Below are 16,361 nucleotides of genomic sequence, written 5' to 3' on the forward strand. Positions count from 1 at the left end.
ATCCGGTAGGCCCTTTGCGAGGGTCACCACCTGGAGACGCAACATGACCCAAACCGCCCCCATCGTCGTCGCGGCGCTGTACAAATTCGTCACCCTTTCGGACTACGTAGAGATGCGCGAGCCGTTGCTAAGGGCAATGGTCGATAACGGCATCAAAGGCACCTTGCTGATCGCCGAAGAGGGCATCAATGGCACGGTTTCCGGCAGTCGCGAAGGCATTGATGGGCTGATGGCCTGGCTCAAGAACGACCCGCGCATGGACGACATAGACCACAAAGAGTCGTACTGCGACGCTCAGCCCTTCTACCGCACCAAGGTCAAGCTCAAGAAAGAGATCGTGACCCTGGGTGTGGAAGGTGTGGACCCGAACAAGGCCGTCGGTACCTACGTCGAGCCGCAGGACTGGAATGCGCTGATCACCGATCCTGAGGTGCTGTTGATCGATACCCGCAACGACTACGAAGTGTCCATCGGCACCTTCGAGGGCGCTATCGATCCCAAAACCACGACTTTCCGCGAGTTTCCCGAGTACATCAAGGCCCACTTCGATCCGGCGAAACACAAGAAGGTCGCCATGTTCTGCACCGGGGGCATTCGTTGCGAAAAAGCCTCGAGCTACATGCTCGGCGAAGGCTTTGAAGAGGTCTATCACCTCAAGGGCGGAATTCTCAAGTATCTGAAAGAAGTGCCTCAGGCAGAAAGCCAGTGGCGCGGGGACTGCTTCGTCTTCGATAATCGCGTGACCGTTCGCCATGACCTGAGCAAAGGCGACTACGATCAATGCCATGCCTGCCGCACCCCGATCAGCGCCGAAGATCGCGCCAGCGAACACTACTCGCCTGGCGTCAGTTGCCCGCACTGCTGGGATTCGTTGAGCGAGAAGACCCGCCGCAGCGCGATCGACCGCCAGAAGCAGATCGACCTTGCCAAGGCACGCAATCAGCCCCATCCGATCGGTCGCAACTATCGGTTGCTCGATGGCCAACCCGACGTGAACCTGGCTGAAGAAGCCCAGACCCACGAGGCCTGAACCATGAACGCCCGCCTGCTTTATGTGATGGACCCGATGTGTTCATGGTGCTGGGGCTTTGCGCCCGTGGCCGATGCACTGGTCGAGCAGGCGAAGGCGGCGGGTCTGCCGTTGCATCTGGTGGTGGGCGGCTTGCGTACCGGCAGTGGTGCGGCACTGGAGCCAACCGCCAGGCGCTATATTCTCGAGCACTGGCATGCGGTGCAGAACACCACAGGCCAGTCGTTCAAATTCGAAGGTGCCTTGCCTGACGGCTTTGTCTATGACACCGAACCTGCGTGCCGCGCCATCGTCGCTGCGCGCAGTCTCGCGCCGGACATCGCCTGGAAGCTGGTCGGGGAAATCCAGCAGGCGTTCTACCTGCAAGGCCGGGACACGACCCATGCATCAGTGCTGGCGCAGCTTGCCGAGAGCGCCGGGCTGCCCCGCATCGAGTTTGCCGAAGCATTCGACAGCCCCGAACAGCATGCGGCCACTACATCGGATTTTTCCTGGGTGCGGGATCTTGGCATCGCCGGCTTTCCAACGCTGCTTGCTGAACGTGAGGGTCAGCTGGCCTTGCTGACCAACGGCTATCAACCCCTCGATACACTGGCGCCGCTCCTGGGCCGTTGGCTGGAGCGTGCAGCCAGTGCGTGACCCCCTCGACGGCAAAGGTTCGCGAGCAATCCCCCGCGACAACCCGCTCGCACAAACTGACCGCCTCGACTGGGCGCAGATCCGCAAGCTTGCACTGCATCACAAACGATCGCTCTGGATCGCCAATGGCGTCGCCGTGCTGGCAGTGCTGTGTTCGGTGCCCATTCCATTGCTGCTGCCTCTGTTGGTCGACGAGGTGTTGTTAGGCAAGGGCAATGCGGCGCTGTTGTTCATGAATAAATTTTTGCCAGCCAGCCTGCATAAGCCGGTCGGTTATATCGGGCTGATCCTGGCCGCCACGTTGTGCCTGCGACTGGGCGCCTTGCTGTTCAACGTGATTCAGGCGCGCCTGTTTGCCGGGTTGGCGAAGGATATCGTCTATCGCATTCGTATCCGGCTGATCGAGCGGCTCAAACGGATTTCCCTGGGCGAATACGAAAGTCTGGGCAGCGGCACGGTGACTGCGCATCTGGTCACCGATCTGGACACGCTGGACAAATTCGTCGGCGAGACCTTGAGCAGGTTCCTGGTGGCGATGCTGACGCTGACCGGTACTGCCGCCATTCTGGTCTGGATGCACTGGCAGTTGGCGCTGTTGATCCTGCTGTTCAACCCGTTGGTGATTTACGCCACGGTCAAGTTGGGCAAACGCGTCAAGCACCTCAAGAAACTGGAAAACGACAGCACTTCGCGGTTCACTCAGGCCCTGACTGAAACACTGGATGCGATCCAGGAAATCCGCGCCGGCAATCGCCAGGGCTACTTCCTCGGGCTGCTCGGCGGACGGGCAAGAGAGGTGCGCGACTATGCCGTGTCCTCGCAGTGGAAGAGCGACGCCTCGGGCCGTGCCAGCGGGTTACTGTTTCAGTTCGGTATCGATATTTTCCGCGCGGCGGCGATGCTTACGGTGTTGTTCTCCGATCTTTCCATCGGCCACATGCTGGCCGTGTTCAGCTACCTGTGGTTCATGATCGGCCCGGTGGAGCAGCTGCTGAATCTGCAATATGCCTTTTATGCCGCAGGCGGAGCGCTGACCCGTATCAATGAGTTGCTGGCCCGCGCCGACGAGCCGCAATACGAAGGCGGTGTCAATCCGTTCAATGGCCGCGAAACCGTGGGCATCGAGGTGCGCGGTCTGTGCTTCGGTTACAACCAGGAACGAGTGCTCGATCACCTTGACCTGTCCATCACGCCGGGTGAAAAGGTGGCCATTGTGGGCGCCAGCGGCGGCGGGAAGAGTACGCTGGTTCAGCTGCTGCTTGGCCTCTACACCGCTGATGCCGGTAGCATTCGCTTCGGCGGCGCAACCCTGCAAGATATTGGCCTTGAGACCGTGCGCGAAAACGTTGCGGTGGTCTTGCAGCATCCTGCGCTGTTCAATGACACCGTCCGCGCCAATCTTGCCATGGGCCGAGAGCGGACCGACCAAGCCTGTTGGCAGGCGCTGCAGATAGCCCAACTGGACGCCACGATTCGCGCCTTGCCACAAGGGCTGGACAGTGTCGTCGGGCGCTCCGGAGTGCGCTTGTCCGGCGGCCAGCGACAGCGGCTGGCCATTGCGCGAATGGTGCTTGCCGACCCCAAAGTGGTGATTCTCGACGAGGCCACATCGGCGCTGGACGCTGCTACCGAATACAACTTGCACCAGGCCCTGAACCGCTTCCTCACCGGGCGAACGACGTTGATCATTGCCCACCGCCTGTCGGCGGTGAAGCAGGCCGACCGTGTGCTGGTCTTCGATGGAGGCAGGATCGCCGAGGACGGGGACCACCAGCAGCTGATCGCCGACGGCGGTCTCTATGCACGTCTTTATGGCCACCTGCAACAGGTGTAATACAGCTTGTCGGTTTTCATCTCCTCAGATATGAAATGGCGTATCGCCACTGGAACACGTCAATTCTTGCGCTACGCTTGAACACTGTGTTCGATCATGGTGAAAAGCGTCATCTTTAGGTCTCTATGTCGCGCGATCACGCGCGAAAGCAGCACGAAAATATGAGGAGCATTCCGTTGCATCGTGTAAGTTAGCCAAATCCCTTATTTCTCAGGAGCGTCGCCTGGAAGGGGAAGTGAGTATCTGGCAGTGCGGATGAAAGGGACACCATGAAGCAAAAGCGGATCCTCGAAAAGCCCCGCCTTTTGGGCATTGTCTGGCCATTTATTGCGGTAGTGCTGTTACAGGCGCTGCTTGGCTGCGTCAGCCTTGAAATGATGTCGGCGGTACGCAGTTACGTGGGAGGGGAAAGCCTCTGGTCCAAAGGGCAGAAAGACGCGATTTACTATCTGAATCTGTATGCCAACAGCCGGGATGAAATCAATTACCTGAAATATCAGCGGGCCATTGCCGTCCCTCAGGGGGGTCATGATCTGCGGGTGGCAATGGATCAGCCCGAGCCTGATCTGGCGCGTGCAAAGGCGGGCATTCTTCAAGGGGGAAACGATTCTGACGATGCTCAGGGCGTCATCTGGCTTTATCTGAATTTCCGCCATTTCAGCTATCTGGAAAAGGCGGTCGATCTTTGGAAAATCGGCGACGACTACCTCGTACAGCTGGACGAAGTCGCCCGGGAGATGCATCAGCGCATTGTCGATGGCAGCGCCACCCATGCCGACGTGCTGGCATGGAAGCAGCAAATCAACGCCATCAACGAAGGTGTAACGCCTGCAGCCATGGCCTTCAGCGATGCGCTGGGTGCAGTTTCGCGGATGATTTTGCGGATTTTGGTGGTGGTCAACCTGACCACGGGGATCGTTCTGATCCTGTTGGCGCTGCTGCGTACACACAAATTGCTGGAGCAGCGGCATGCTTTCGCTCTAGCCCTCCAGACCGAGAAAGAGCGGGCCCAGATCACCCTGGAGTCGATTGGTGACGGAGTGATTACCACCGATGTCGATGGTTCGATCACCTACATGAATCCTGCCGCCGAGCACATGACTCACTGGAAAAACGGGCAGGCGGTCGGTTTACCGTTGGCGGCGCTGTTCAATCTTATCGACGAGAACGATCAGAAGGACAACTCGACCCTGATCGAGCATATCCTCAGCGGCAAGCTGGGAGGTGGGAGCGAGAATGCCAAGCTCATTCAGCGTCTGGATGGCAGCACCGTATCGGTTGCGCTCGTAGGTTCGCCGATTCGTACCGAGGGCAAGGTCTGTGGTGCGGTTCTGGTACTGCATGACATGACCCAGGAGCGGCAGTACATCGCCAGCCTGTCGTGGCAGGCCACGCACGATGCCTTGACAGGGCTGGCCAACCGCCGGGAATTCGAATACCGACTGGAGCTGGCGTTGAGCGAGCTGGGTCACCAGCCGGGGCAGCATTCGCTCATGTTTCTGGACCTCGACCAGTTCAAGCTGGTTAACGATACCAGCGGCCACGCCGCCGGTGATGAACTGCTAAGGCACATTTGTACCTTGCTTCAACAGGGCATTCGCGAGGGCGATACCCTGGCGCGGCTAGGCGGTGACGAGTTCGGGATTCTACTGGAGCACTGCTCACCCGAGGTCGCCGAAGAAGTTGCCGAAGGCTTGCGTCAGACGGTGGAAAGTCTGCATTTCATTTGGAAAGGCCGCCCGTTCGTCACCACCGTCAGCATCGGCGTGGTGCATGTCTCCAATGCGCCAACGACGTTGGAAGCCTCGTTACGGTCGGCGGACATGGCTTGCTACATGGCCAAGGAAAAAGGCCGCAATCGGGTTCAGGTCTACAACGACGATGACTCGGAGCTGTCCACCCGTTTTGGCGAAATGGCCTGGATTCAGCGGCTGCACGTCGCGCTGGAGGAGGACCGTTTTTGCCTGTATTCGCAGGAAATTGCACCGCTTGCTCGAGAGACCGCCAATGGGCGAGGCCACGTGGAGATTCTGCTGCGCCTGCGTGACGAATCGGGTCGGCTGATTCTGCCCGACAGCTTCATTCCCGCCGCCGAACGGTACGGGATGATGTCGACACTGGATCGCTGGGTAGTGCAGAGTGTTTTCAGGGTCATCGCCGAATGCCTTAGCGACAATCATGGCAAAGGGCCCATGGCGGTGTGTGCAATCAACCTGTCCGGGACCAGCATTGGCGACGACGCTTTTCTTGAGTTTCTGCGGCAGCAGTTCCAGATCTACGCCATTCCACCGGAACTCATCTGTTTTGAAATCACCGAAACCAGTGCGATCGCTAACCTGGGCAGCGCCATTCGCTTCATCAATGAACTCAAGGGCCTGGGGTGCCGGTTTTCCCTGGACGACTTCTGTGCGGGCATGTCGTCATTTGCTTACCTGAAGCATCTCCCGGTGGACTTCTTGAAGATCGATGGCAGTTTTGTAAGGGACATGCTTGACGATCCGGTCAACCGGGCGATGGTCGAAGTGATCAACCAGATTGGACACGTAATGGGCAAACAGACGATTGCCGAGTTTGTTGAAAGCCCACAGATAGAACAGGTGTTACTGGAAATCGGTGTGGACTACGGTCAGGGGTATGTCATCGAGCGACCGCGGTTGTTTACCTGTGAATGTCTGCACGCGAGACCCGCGAGGCAGCCCCCAATGTTGCTCAGTGCCCCCGGGACCTATCGCTGAGCGATCAACGCAATACAACATAAGGAGCTACGCAGTGATCGATACGTTCGTTAGAACCGGTCCGCTGATGGATGCCAGCAGTTACCCTGTCTGGGCGCAGCAATTGATCGAGGATTGCAGCGAGGCCAAGGCACGTGTGGTGGGGCATGAGCTTTATCAACGTATGAGAGACGGCCAGCTCAGTGCTGGCACGATGCGTCAGTACCTGATTGGCGGTTGGCCCGTGGTGGAGCAGTTTGCGGTCTATATGGCGCACAACCTGACCAAAACCCGCTTCGCCCGTCACCCCGGCGAGGACATGGCTCGCCGCTGGCTGATGCGCAATATCCGGGTTGAACTCAACCATGCCGACTACTGGATAAACTGGAGCGCGGCCCATGGTGTCACGTTGGAGGATCTGCAAGCGCAGCAAGTCCCTTCAGAGTTGCACGCACTCAGTCACTGGTGCTGGCATAGCTGCTCGTCGGACCCTCTGGCCGTGGCGATGGCTGCCACCAACTATGCGATCGAGGGGGCGACCGGCGAATGGTCCGCCGTGGTCTGTTCAAAGGAAACCTACGCAGATCTGTTCCCGCCGCAGACCCGCAAGCGCGCCATGAAGTGGCTGAAGATGCATGCGCAATATGACGACTCCCACCCTTGGGAAGCCTTGGAAATCATTTGCACCCTGGCGGGCAATAATCCCTCTGAACAGTTGCAGGCAGACCTGAGAAGGGCGATCTGCAAAAGCTACGAATACATGTACCTGTTCCTGGAACGGTGCATGGCGCTTGAATCGTCAGGTGAGGCGAAGACGCCAGCACGGCGGTACGACACTGCTCAAGCATGAGCCACTCAGCCGGCCATTTCGAGACGGTTACGGCCTTGTCGTTTGGCCGCATAGAGTGCGGAGTCAGCGCGACGCACCAGACTGTCGGGGGATTCTCCCGGCAGCAGTGTCGCGCAGCCCAGGCTGATGGTCAGCTGCGCCGCGCTGTGGTTAGCCGGACATTTGAGTTGCAGGATAGCCTGGCGCAGACGTTCGCCCACCAGAGCGGCTGACTCACGAGGGGTATTGGTCAGCACGATCAGAAACTCCTCCCCACCGAATCTGAAGACTTGATCGATGTTACGCAGGCGATCCTTGATCATGTCCGCCACGGCCTTGAGCACTTCATCGCCCGTGACGTGGCCGTGGGTGTCGTTGATGCCTTTGAAATGATCGATGTCCAGCATCAGCGCTGACAGCGGTTGCTGATGGCGGCGGGCAATTTCGGCCTCGCGGGAGAGTGACTGCTCCATGGCAATACGATTGCCAGCACCGGTCAACGGGTCGCGCAATGCGCTCAGGCTCGCATGTCGGTAAAGCAGCGCGTTGCGCAGCGGGTAAATCAGGTTGCTCAACAAGGATTCGAGTTGGGCGAGCTCATCCTCGCCAAAGGCCTGATCGCGCTGAAACGTCAGTTGCCCCATTTGCTCGCCTTCATACGTGATGCAGTAGCTGGCGTCGTGACGCGCGCGCGCGCCGAGTTCCAGACGCAGGTCTGTGCCCTCGTGCCTGTAAATAAGCGCACCCAGCGGAATCAGTTGCTGAACACTCTGGAAGAACATCGCCAGGACCTTGTCCGCTTCCAGGCTTGTCTGTAGCTGCAGGCCAAGCCGGCGTTGCAGCTGGTCATAGTCCAGCAGTGGCTGGGCTAGAAATTGAGCAGGCGAAAAGCCGAAGCGTTGCAGCCTCGCACTGTTGAAATCAATGGCATTGGTTCGTGTGGGAAAACTCATGTCTTCGCTCCTGCGCCGCTCATCGGCATGGCAGAGATAGAGCGAAACTCGTGCCAATTCGAATGTACGATTGGCCCTCCATAGAAATCAGAGGCTTAGCTTGCATAGGCGCTGGCAAGGACAGTGGACGCGCCTTGGGATTGGCTCCCCTGAGGGCCTGCGGGCCGAAGAACGGCCCAGAGCCGGCGGAAAACTGCCGAGGGAGCAAGCAGGTCGCGACCGGATCGCTCCTTTTTTCGAAGGCTTGCCGTCGCTATCGATGCAGGCAGAGTCAGGTGACGTTCGGATTACTTCTGCTGAGCGTCGAACGCCTGGCCATTGACACCCCGGCTATCGGGGCCCATCAGGTACAGGTAGACCGGCATTATTTCCTCGGGAGCAGGGTTGTTCAGCGGGTTTTCCGCAGGATATGCCTGAGCGCGCATTTCGGTTCGGGTTCCGCCGGGATTGATGCTGTTGGCGCGTACCGATGCGAGGTTTTCCAGTTCGTCGGCCAGGGTTTGCATCAACCCTTCGGTGGCGAACTTGGACACTCCGTAGGCGCCCCAGTAGGCGCGACCCTTACGCCCGACGCTGCTTGAAGTGAAGACCATCGAAGCGTCGCGAGACAACTTGAGCAGCGGCAGCAGGGCCGACGTGAGCATGAATGTCGCATTGACGTTGACGTGCATCACGCGCATGAAATGCTCACCCGACAATTGCTCGATTGGCGTACGCGGGCCAATGATCGACGCATTGTGCAGCAAGCCGTCCAGATGTCCGAATTCAGCCTCGATCATCGCTGCCAACTCGTCGTACTGATGGGGCAGGGCGGTTTCGAGATTGAAGGGAATGACCACTGGCTGTGGATGACCTGCGGCTTCGATTTCGTCGTAGACAGCGGCCAGGTTCGCCTCGGTTTTACCCAGCAGCAGTACGGTCGCGCCGTGAGCCGCGTAGGTTGTGGCAGCGGCGGCGCCAATGCCACGACCGGCACCGGTCACCAGAATGACACGGTCTTTGAGCAGGTCGGGGCGGGCGGAGTAGTTGAACATGGGTGGCCTCATTGGTCCTTGTCGTTGGCGCGCTGGTCAGGCGATGCCAAGCGTTTTGGCGCTTGCGCGGCCGGGGACTTTTATCCGCGCCCGGAGCGTCAGCAGCTGCACAGCGCGTTATCCAGCACTCGCAGCAGTTCCAGGGGATGATCCACGACCACGTCTGCACCCCAGTGATCGGGATTGTCGTTGGGGTGAATATAGCCGTAGCGCACGGCAGCGGTTTTAGTGCCAGCGTCGCGGCCCGACTCGATATCACGCAAGTCATCGCCCACGAACAGCACGCTGGCCGGGTCCAGGCCGAGCATTTTGCAGGCCAGCAGCAATGGCTCCGGATCCGGCTTGCTTTTGCTGACATGATCGGGACAAATCAGTACCGCCGAGCGCTCGGACAGGCCCAGTTGCTCCATGATCGGCTGAGCGAAGCGCACGGGTTTGTTCGTAACCACGCCCCAGAGCAGCTTTGCTGTTTCGATGTCGGTCAACAGTTGCTCCATGCCGCCGAACAGCGTGCTGTGAACGGCGCAGTCCTTCTGATAGCGCTCCAGAAACTCCAGGCGCAAGGCCTCGAACTCCGGCGCGCTCGGCGACATCGCAAACGCGGCTGAAACCATGGCCTTGGCCCCGCCGGAAATTTCATCGCGGATCAGCTTGTCGTCGACAGCAGGAAAGCCGCGTTCGGCCAGCATGGCCTGGCAGATAGCGATGAAATCCGGCGCGGTGTCGAGCAAAGTGCCGTCCATGTCGAATAGAACCGCTCTGAGGCGCATGACTCAGGCTCCCTTGAGTGTCTGGATCATGTAATTGACGTCGACATCGGAGGCCAGCTTGTAATGCTTGGTCAACGGGTTGTAGGTCAGGCCGATGATGTCCTTGACCTCAAGTCCGGCGCTGCGGCTCCAGGCACCCAGTTCGGAAGGGCGGATGAATTTCTTGAAGTCATGGGTCCCGCGCGGCAGCAGGTTCATGATGTATTCCGCGCCGATGATCGCGAACAGGTAAGCCTTCGGGTTGCGATTGATGGTGGAGAAAAACACCTGACCACCCGGCTTGACCATCTTGTAGCAGGCGCGAATCACCGATGACGGATCGGGTACGTGCTCGAGCATTTCCAGGCAGGTCACCACGTCGAACTGCGCGGGCATTTCTTCGGCCAGGGCTTCGGCGGTGATCTGGCGATACTCGACGGTCACGCCTGATTCCAGCTGATGCAATTGTGCCACTGCAAGCGGGGCTTCACCCATGTCGATCCCGGTCACGCTGGCACCACGCAGCGCCATGGCCTCGCTGAGAATCCCGCCGCCGCAACCGACATCGAGCACACTCTTGCCTGCCAGTCCGACTCGCTCGTCGATCCAGTTCACTCGCAAAGGGTTGATATCGTGCAGGGGCTTGAACTCGCTGTTGCGGTCCCACCAACGATGGGCCAGGGCCTCAAATTTGGCGATTTCAGCGTTGTCGACGTTGTTCATGTGTGATCCCTCTAAAACTTGAAATTCGGTAGCCGATCAAGGCAGTTGGCCGTGATCGCACTGAAGCCTGTCGCTGAACGCTAGTCCTTGGCAGCAATGCGATTGCCCCAGGCTTTGGCGGTTCTGATCAACGCCTGTTCATCCATGCGCGTCAGGCGCTTGTCCTGAAGCAGTTGTTTGCCTGCGACCCAGACGTGCTGCACGCAATCACGGCCGCTGGCGTAGATAAGCTGTGAAACCGGATCATAAATCGGTTGCTGCGCCAGTCCCGACAGGTCGAACGCGACCATGTCCGCTGCTTTGCCGAGTTCCAGAGACCCTGCGTGGTGCTCGATGCCCAGGGCGCGCGCGCCGTTGAGTGTGGCCATACGCAGTGCCCGGTGGGCGTCCAGCGCGGTGGCCGAGCCTGCGACCGCCTTGGCCAGCAAGGCAGCGGTGCGGGTTTCGCCCAGCAGATCCAGATCGTTATTGCTGGCGGCTCCGTCAGTGCCTATAGCCACATTGACTCCCGCCTGCCACAGCCGTTCGACCGGACAGAAACCGCTGGCCAGCTTCAGATTCGATTCCGGGCAGTGAATCACGCTCGAATTGGTTTCTACCAGCATCCCCAGATCGTCGTCGCTGATCTGGGTCATGTGCACGGCCTGAAAACGCGGGCCCAGCAGACCCAGCCGATGCAGCCGGGCGAGCGGGCGCTCCTGGCGCTGCTGCAACGCTTCGTTCACTTCAAAGGCGGTCTCGTGCACATGCATTTGAATCGCTGCGTCCAGCTCGTCGGCAATGACCCGGATCTTTTCCAGGTTCTCATCGCTCACGGTATAAGGCGCGTGTGGCCCTATGGCGATTTTGATCCGCTCGTGATGGGCCAGGTCGTGGAACAGCTCGATACCCATGTGCAGCGACTCGTCAGCGTTGCGTGCGCCGGGTATCGGGAAGTCCAGCACCGGAACGGTGATTTGTGCACGAATACCGCTGTCATGGACGCGTTCGCAGGCGACCTTCGGAAAGAAATACATGTCGCAGAAGCAGGTGACGCCGCCCTTGAGCTGCTCGGCGATGGCGATGTCGGTGCCGTCGCGGACAAAATCCTCATCGACCCACCGATGCTCGGCAGGCCAGATATGGTCTTGTAGCCAGGTCATCAGCGGCAAGTCATCGGCCAAGCCTCTGAACAGCGTCATCGCTGCATGGCCATGGGCGTTGATCAGGCCCGGGCTCAGGAGGGCGCCGGGCAATTCGCGGACCTCTGTAGCCTGTTGCTGCAACGCCTCTGCCTTGGGGCCGATGTAGGCAATCAGCCCGTCACGAATCCCGATACCGTGTTGCTGCAGCACCACGCCAGCAGGTTCGACCGGTACCAGCCACTCGGGCAGCAGCAGAAGGTCGAGCGGGGCGGCGGATTGGGGCATGGGGCGGGCATCCATTGGCATATAACGGGGACGGCGAAGTATACCCGAGCGCCCTGGCAGGCGGCTCGCTATAATCGGCGGCTTTTTCGGCTACTGGTCATTTGATTCCTGGTCTCTGAGACAAATAGTGGGGGCGAGCTTGCTCGCCAGGGCGGAGGTTCGATCCCTGCAAAGGGTCCGGATCCACTGAGCGCCCCGATCTTCGAATTTTAATCATGTGGGGTGTGCAATGCGCGATCGATTAATGGCTGCAGAGAAAGTGAAGGCCATCGATTGGCGGGACGGCACGCTATACCTTCTGGATCAGCGGATACTGCCGTTCGAGCAAACCTGGCGGGCCTGTGACAGTGCGGACGAAGTGGCCGAGGCCATTCGAACGATGGTTGTGCGCGGGGCGCCGGCCATCGGCATCGCTGCAGCCTACGGGCTGGTGCTCGCGGTCTTCGACCGGTATGCCCAAGGTGGCGATTGGCAAATGGCCCTCGAAGAGGACTTCGATCAACTGGTCAACGCCCGGCCTACGGCTGTCAATCTGTTCTGGGCGTTGAACCGCATGCGCGAGCGCCTGTACCGGCTCAAGAATGGCGAGGACCCACGCGCCGCCATGGAGGCCGAAGCGGCAGCAATCCACCTCAGCGACCGCGAAGCCAACCTGACCATGGCGCAACTGGGCGTAGACCTGATTCGCAAGCATCAGGGCAATCTGCAAACCGTGCTTACCCACTGTAATGCCGGCGCCCTCGCCACGGGCGGCTTCGGTACGGCGCTGGGAGTGATTCGTGCAGCTTATATAGAAGGCATGATCGAGCGCGTGTATGCCGATGAAACCCGACCCTGGCTGCAAGGCTCGCGGCTGACCGCCTGGGAGCTGGCAAGCGAGAGCATTCCGGTGACGGTCACTGCGGACTCGGCGGCAGCTCATTTGATGAAAACCAAAGGCATCACCTGGGTCATCGTCGGCGCCGACCGCATCACCGCCAATGGCGATGTGGCGAACAAGATCGGCACTTACCAACTGGCCGTCGCGGCCATGCATCACGGCGTGCGCTTCATGGTGGTGGCGCCGAGTTCGACCATTGACCTGAACCTGGCCAGCGGCGACGACATCCCTATTGAAGAGCGCGATGCAAGCGAACTGCTGGAAGTATGTGGACGCGGCCTGGGCAATGATATCGGTGCCTTCAATCCGGTGTTCGACGTGACGCCTGCCGACCTGATCGACGTTATCGTGACTGAAAAGGGTGTTGTTGAACGTCCAGACACGGCCAGGCTTGCACAACTGATGTGCCGTAAACGCTTGCATTGATCACTTTGTGACAGGCGCTACCATCCGGCGGGTTGCACACCATACGGGCCTGTAGGCGCTTCTCAGGCCGCTAATGGCGAAATCGCTCATTTTCAGTGCTTGCGAATGCTTCGTGCCTGACCGTCATTGTGGTAACATCCGGCGGTTTCCAGGTGGGCGTAACAGCGCCCTCTTCACTGCGCAAATTCATGGCTTAAATTGCTGATTTGTCGTAAGTCGCTGCCAGGCAATTGCCGGCGGCGGCGAGCTTCGTTCATCCCGGATGGATGCACGAGGTTTCACCCGAAAAAGGAATCAGGCTTCTCATGGGCGAACTGGCCAAAGAAATCCTCCCGGTCAATATCGAAGACGAGCTGAAGCAGTCCTACCTCGACTACGCGATGAGCGTCATTGTCGGACGAGCTCTGCCCGACGCGCGCGATGGCTTGAAGCCCGTGCACCGGCGTGTACTGTTTGCAATGAGCGAACTGGGTAACGACTGGAACAAGCCTTACAAGAAATCCGCCCGTGTGGTCGGTGACGTCATCGGTAAATACCACCCGCATGGCGATACAGCCGTCTACGACACCATCGTGCGTATGGCTCAACCCTTTTCCCTGCGCTACCTGCTGGTAGACGGCCAAGGCAACTTCGGCTCCGTGGACGGCGACAACGCCGCGGCCATGCGATACACCGAAGTGCGCATGACCAAGCTGGCGCACGAGTTGCTGGCCGACCTGCACAAGGAAACCGTCGACTGGGTGCCCAACTACGACGGCACCGAGCAGATTCCGGCCGTCATGCCGACCCGTATCCCCAACCTGCTGGTCAACGGCTCCAGCGGTATCGCCGTGGGCATGGCGACCAACATTCCGCCGCACAACCTCGGTGAAATCATCGACGGTTGCCTGGCGCTGATCGACAACGGCGACCTGACCGTCGACGAACTGATGCAGTACATTCCCGGCCCTGATTTCCCGACAGCGGGCATCATCAACGGCCGTGCCGGTATCGTCGAAGCCTACAAGACCGGTCGCGGGCGCATTTACATGCGTGCCCGCTCCATGGTCGAAGACATCGACAAGGTCGGCGGTCGCCAGCAGATCGTGATTACCGAGCTGCCGTACCAGTTGAACAAAGCCCGTCTGATCGAGAAGATCGCCGAGCTGGTAAAAGAGAAGAAGCTCGAAGGCATCACCGAGCTGCGCGACGAGTCCGACAAGGACGGTATGCGCGTGGTCATCGAGCTGCGTCGTGGCGAGGTGCCTGAGGTCATCCTCAACAATCTCTACGCTCAGACCCAGTTGCAGAGCGTTTTCGGCATCAACATCGTTGCGCTGATCGACGGCCGCCCACGAATCCTCAATCTCAAGGATCTGCTGGAAGCCTTCATTCGTCACCGTCGCGAAGTCGTCACTCGTCGTACCGTGTTCGAACTGCGTAAGGCGCGCGAGCGTGGGCACATCCTCGAAGGTCAGGCCGTTGCCTTGTCGAACATCGACCCGGTGATCGAACTGATCAAGGCGTCGCCAACCCCGGCGGAAGCCAAGGAAGGTCTGATCAGCACGCCGTGGGAATCAAGCGCCGTGGTGGAGATGGTCGAGCGCGCAGGCGCCGAATCGTCCCGCCCGGAGAACCTCGATCCGCAATACGGTCTGCGTGACGGCAAGTATTTCCTGTCGCCGGAGCAGGCCCAGGCGATTCTGGAACTGCGTCTGCATCGCCTGACCGGTCTGGAACACGAGAAGCTGCTGACCGAGTATCAGGAAATCCTGACTCAGATCGGCGAGCTGATCCGTATCCTCAACAGCTCCACGCGCCTGATGGAAGTGATCCGCGAAGAGCTGGAACTGATTCGTGCCGAATACGGTGACGTACGCCGTACCGAAATCCTCGACGCCCGTCTGGATCTGACCCTGGGCGACATGATCCCGGAAGAAGAGCGTGTCGTGACCATCTCTCACGGTGGTTATGCCAAGACGCAACCGCTGGCCGTGTATCAGGCTCAGCGTCGCGGCGGTAAAGGTAAATCGGCCACTGGTGTCAAGGATGAGGACTACATCGCGCATCTGCTGGTCGCCAACAGCCACACCACGCTGCTGATGTTCTCCAGCAAGGGCAAGGTGTACTGGCTCAAGACCTACGAAATCCCGGAAGCGTCTCGCGCCGCCCGTGGGCGTCCGCTGGTCAACCTGCTGCCGCTGAGCGAAGGCGAATACATCACCACCATGCTGCCGGTCGATCTGGAAGCCATGCGCAAGCGGGCTGACGAAGAAGAAGCCGAAGGCGTGGAATCCGATGCCGAAGACATCGAGAACAGCAGCGAAACCGAAGAGGAGCGCAAGGCGCGGATCAAGGCTGCAGACAAGAAGAAGGCTCCGTTCATCTTCATGTCCACTGCCAATGGCACCGTCAAGAAGACCCCGCTTGTAGCCTTCAGCCGTCAGCGCAGCGTAGGCCTGATCGCTCTGGAACTGGACGAGGGTGACATCCTGATTTCCGCAGCCGTTACCGATGGCGAGCAGGAAATCATGCTGTTCTCCGACGGCGGCAAAGTGACCCGCTTCAAGGAATCCGACGTCCGTGCCATGGGTCGTACTGCTCGCGGTGTGCGTGGCATGCGTCTGGCTGACGGGCAGAAGCTGATCTCCATGCTGATTCCGGAGCAAGGCAGCCAGATCCTCACCGCGTCCGAGCGTGGTTACGGCAAACGTACCGCGATTACCGAGTTCCCTGAATACAAGCGCGGCGGGCAGGGCGTTATTGCCATGGTCAGCAACGAGCGTAACGGCCGTCTGGTTGGCGCGGTTCAGGTGCAGGACGGTGAGGAGATCATGCTGATTTCCGACCAGGGCACCCTGGTGCGAACTCGCGTCGGCGAAGTGTCGAGCCTGGGCCGCAATACTCAGGGCGTGACCCTGATCAAGCTGGCCAAGGACGAGAAACTGGTCGGTCTGGAACGGGTTCAAGAGCCTTCGGAAGTCGAAGGTGAAGAGCTGGATGGCGAAGTGCTCGAGGGCGAAGAACTGGAGGGCGAGGGTGCAAACCTCTCCGACTCAGACGAATCGGCCAGCGAACTGCAAGCCGATGCCGGGGCTGACGAAGAAGAACCGCAAGACTGATAAACGTTGTTTTTGAGGGCCCTTCGTGGGCCCTCTTGGC

The 16,361-nt window shown here is 59.5% G+C and carries 12 protein-coding genes; 7 read left to right on the forward strand and 5 right to left on the reverse strand.

All coding sequences use genetic code 11. The features are described from left to right. The first annotated feature begins 43 nt into the window (after nucleotides 1-43). The 5 genes from EC915_RS08150 to EC915_RS08170 all read left to right on the forward strand — a co-directional run bounded on the left by EC915_RS08150 (nucleotide 44) and on the right by EC915_RS08170 (nucleotide 7,067). Nucleotides 44-1,030, forward strand: coding sequence for a rhodanese-related sulfurtransferase (locus tag EC915_RS08150; RefSeq protein WP_133750013.1), 987 nt, complete (start codon nucleotides 44-46; stop codon nucleotides 1,028-1,030). Nucleotides 1,031-1,033: 3 nt separating this feature from the next. Beyond that, the gene (locus EC915_RS08155; RefSeq protein ID WP_133750014.1) at nucleotides 1,034-1,669 is read left to right on the forward strand and encodes a DsbA family protein; all 636 of its coding nucleotides are present in this window, start codon (nucleotides 1,034-1,036) and stop codon (nucleotides 1,667-1,669) included. Between the two features lie 28 nt (nucleotides 1,670-1,697). Beyond that, entirely contained in the window at nucleotides 1,698-3,503 is a 1,806-nt protein-coding gene (locus EC915_RS08160) for an ABC transporter ATP-binding protein (protein WP_133750169.1), read from the forward strand. Between the two features lie 269 nt (nucleotides 3,504-3,772). Beyond that, nucleotides 3,773-6,238: an EAL domain-containing protein gene (locus EC915_RS08165; RefSeq protein ID WP_133750015.1), complete on the forward strand. Its 2,466-nt coding sequence runs from the start codon at nucleotides 3,773-3,775 to the stop codon at nucleotides 6,236-6,238. A 34-nt stretch (nucleotides 6,239-6,272) separates the two neighbouring features. Next, nucleotides 6,273-7,067 carry a TenA family transcriptional regulator gene (locus EC915_RS08170; protein WP_133750016.1) on the forward strand — a complete coding sequence of 265 codons (795 nt, stop codon included), beginning with the start codon at nucleotides 6,273-6,275 and terminating at the stop codon, nucleotides 7,065-7,067. A gap of 5 nt (nucleotides 7,068-7,072) precedes the next feature. On the opposite strand, the gene EC915_RS08175 is transcribed toward EC915_RS08170, so the two are convergent. From EC915_RS08175 to EC915_RS08195, 5 genes are all read right to left on the reverse strand, one after another. Continuing rightward, entirely contained in the window at nucleotides 7,073-7,999 is a 927-nt protein-coding gene (locus EC915_RS08175) for a GGDEF domain-containing protein (protein WP_133750017.1), read from the reverse strand. Nucleotides 8,000-8,286: 287 nt separating this feature from the next. Beyond that, on the reverse strand, nucleotides 8,287-9,033 hold the full coding sequence (locus tag EC915_RS08180; protein WP_133750018.1) for a YciK family oxidoreductase: 747 nt from the start codon (nucleotides 9,031-9,033) through the stop codon (nucleotides 8,287-8,289). 98 nt (nucleotides 9,034-9,131) lie between these two features. Continuing rightward, nucleotides 9,132-9,803 carry an N-acetylmuramic acid 6-phosphate phosphatase MupP gene (mupP, locus tag EC915_RS08185; RefSeq protein ID WP_133750019.1) on the reverse strand — a complete coding sequence of 224 codons (672 nt, stop codon included), beginning with the start codon at nucleotides 9,801-9,803 and terminating at the stop codon, nucleotides 9,132-9,134. 3 nt (nucleotides 9,804-9,806) lie between these two features. Next, the gene (ubiG, locus tag EC915_RS08190; protein WP_133750020.1) at nucleotides 9,807-10,505 is read right to left on the reverse strand and encodes a bifunctional 2-polyprenyl-6-hydroxyphenol methylase/3-demethylubiquinol 3-O-methyltransferase UbiG; all 699 of its coding nucleotides are present in this window, start codon (nucleotides 10,503-10,505) and stop codon (nucleotides 9,807-9,809) included. A gap of 80 nt (nucleotides 10,506-10,585) precedes the next feature. Beyond that, nucleotides 10,586-11,914, reverse strand: coding sequence for a TRZ/ATZ family hydrolase (locus tag EC915_RS08195; protein ID WP_133750021.1), 1,329 nt, complete (start codon nucleotides 11,912-11,914; stop codon nucleotides 10,586-10,588). Between the two features lie 229 nt (nucleotides 11,915-12,143). On the opposite strand from EC915_RS08195, the gene mtnA reads away from it, so the two are divergent. Next, nucleotides 12,144-13,220 carry an S-methyl-5-thioribose-1-phosphate isomerase gene (mtnA, locus tag EC915_RS08200; RefSeq protein WP_133750022.1) on the forward strand — a complete coding sequence of 359 codons (1,077 nt, stop codon included), beginning with the start codon at nucleotides 12,144-12,146 and terminating at the stop codon, nucleotides 13,218-13,220. A gap of 305 nt (nucleotides 13,221-13,525) precedes the next feature. Continuing rightward, nucleotides 13,526-16,321 carry a DNA gyrase subunit A gene (gene gyrA, locus EC915_RS08205; protein WP_133750023.1) on the forward strand — a complete coding sequence of 932 codons (2,796 nt, stop codon included), beginning with the start codon at nucleotides 13,526-13,528 and terminating at the stop codon, nucleotides 16,319-16,321. The last annotated feature ends 40 nt before the right edge of the window (nucleotides 16,322-16,361 follow it).

Source organism: Pseudomonas sp. LP_7_YM (assembly GCF_004364435.1).
Lineage (GTDB): Bacteria > Pseudomonadota > Gammaproteobacteria > Pseudomonadales > Pseudomonadaceae > Aquipseudomonas.

Excerpts from the sequence above, each read along its gene's own strand:
- EC915_RS08150 (WP_133750013.1), top strand. The coding sequence starts at position 44 with ATGACCCAAACCGCCCCCATCGTCGTCGCGGCGCTGTACAAATTCGTC.
- EC915_RS08155 (WP_133750014.1), top strand. The coding sequence starts at position 1,034 with ATGAACGCCCGCCTGCTTTATGTGATGGACCCGATGTGTTCATGGTGC.
- EC915_RS08165 (WP_133750015.1), top strand. The coding sequence starts at position 3,773 with ATGAAGCAAAAGCGGATCCTCGAAAAGCCCCGCCTTTTGGGCATTGTC.
- EC915_RS08175 (WP_133750017.1), bottom strand. The coding sequence starts at position 7,999 with ATGAGTTTTCCCACACGAACCAATGCCATTGATTTCAACAGTGCGAGG.
- EC915_RS08180 (WP_133750018.1), bottom strand. The coding sequence starts at position 9,033 with ATGTTCAACTACTCCGCCCGCCCCGACCTGCTCAAAGACCGTGTCATT.
- mupP (WP_133750019.1), bottom strand. The coding sequence starts at position 9,803 with ATGCGCCTCAGAGCGGTTCTATTCGACATGGACGGCACTTTGCTCGAC.
- ubiG (WP_133750020.1), bottom strand. The coding sequence starts at position 10,505 with ATGAACAACGTCGACAACGCTGAAATCGCCAAATTTGAGGCCCTGGCC.
- EC915_RS08195 (WP_133750021.1), bottom strand. The coding sequence starts at position 11,914 with ATGCCCCAATCCGCCGCCCCGCTCGACCTTCTGCTGCTGCCCGAGTGG.
- mtnA (WP_133750022.1), top strand. The coding sequence starts at position 12,144 with ATGCGCGATCGATTAATGGCTGCAGAGAAAGTGAAGGCCATCGATTGG.
- gyrA (WP_133750023.1), top strand. The coding sequence starts at position 13,526 with ATGGGCGAACTGGCCAAAGAAATCCTCCCGGTCAATATCGAAGACGAG.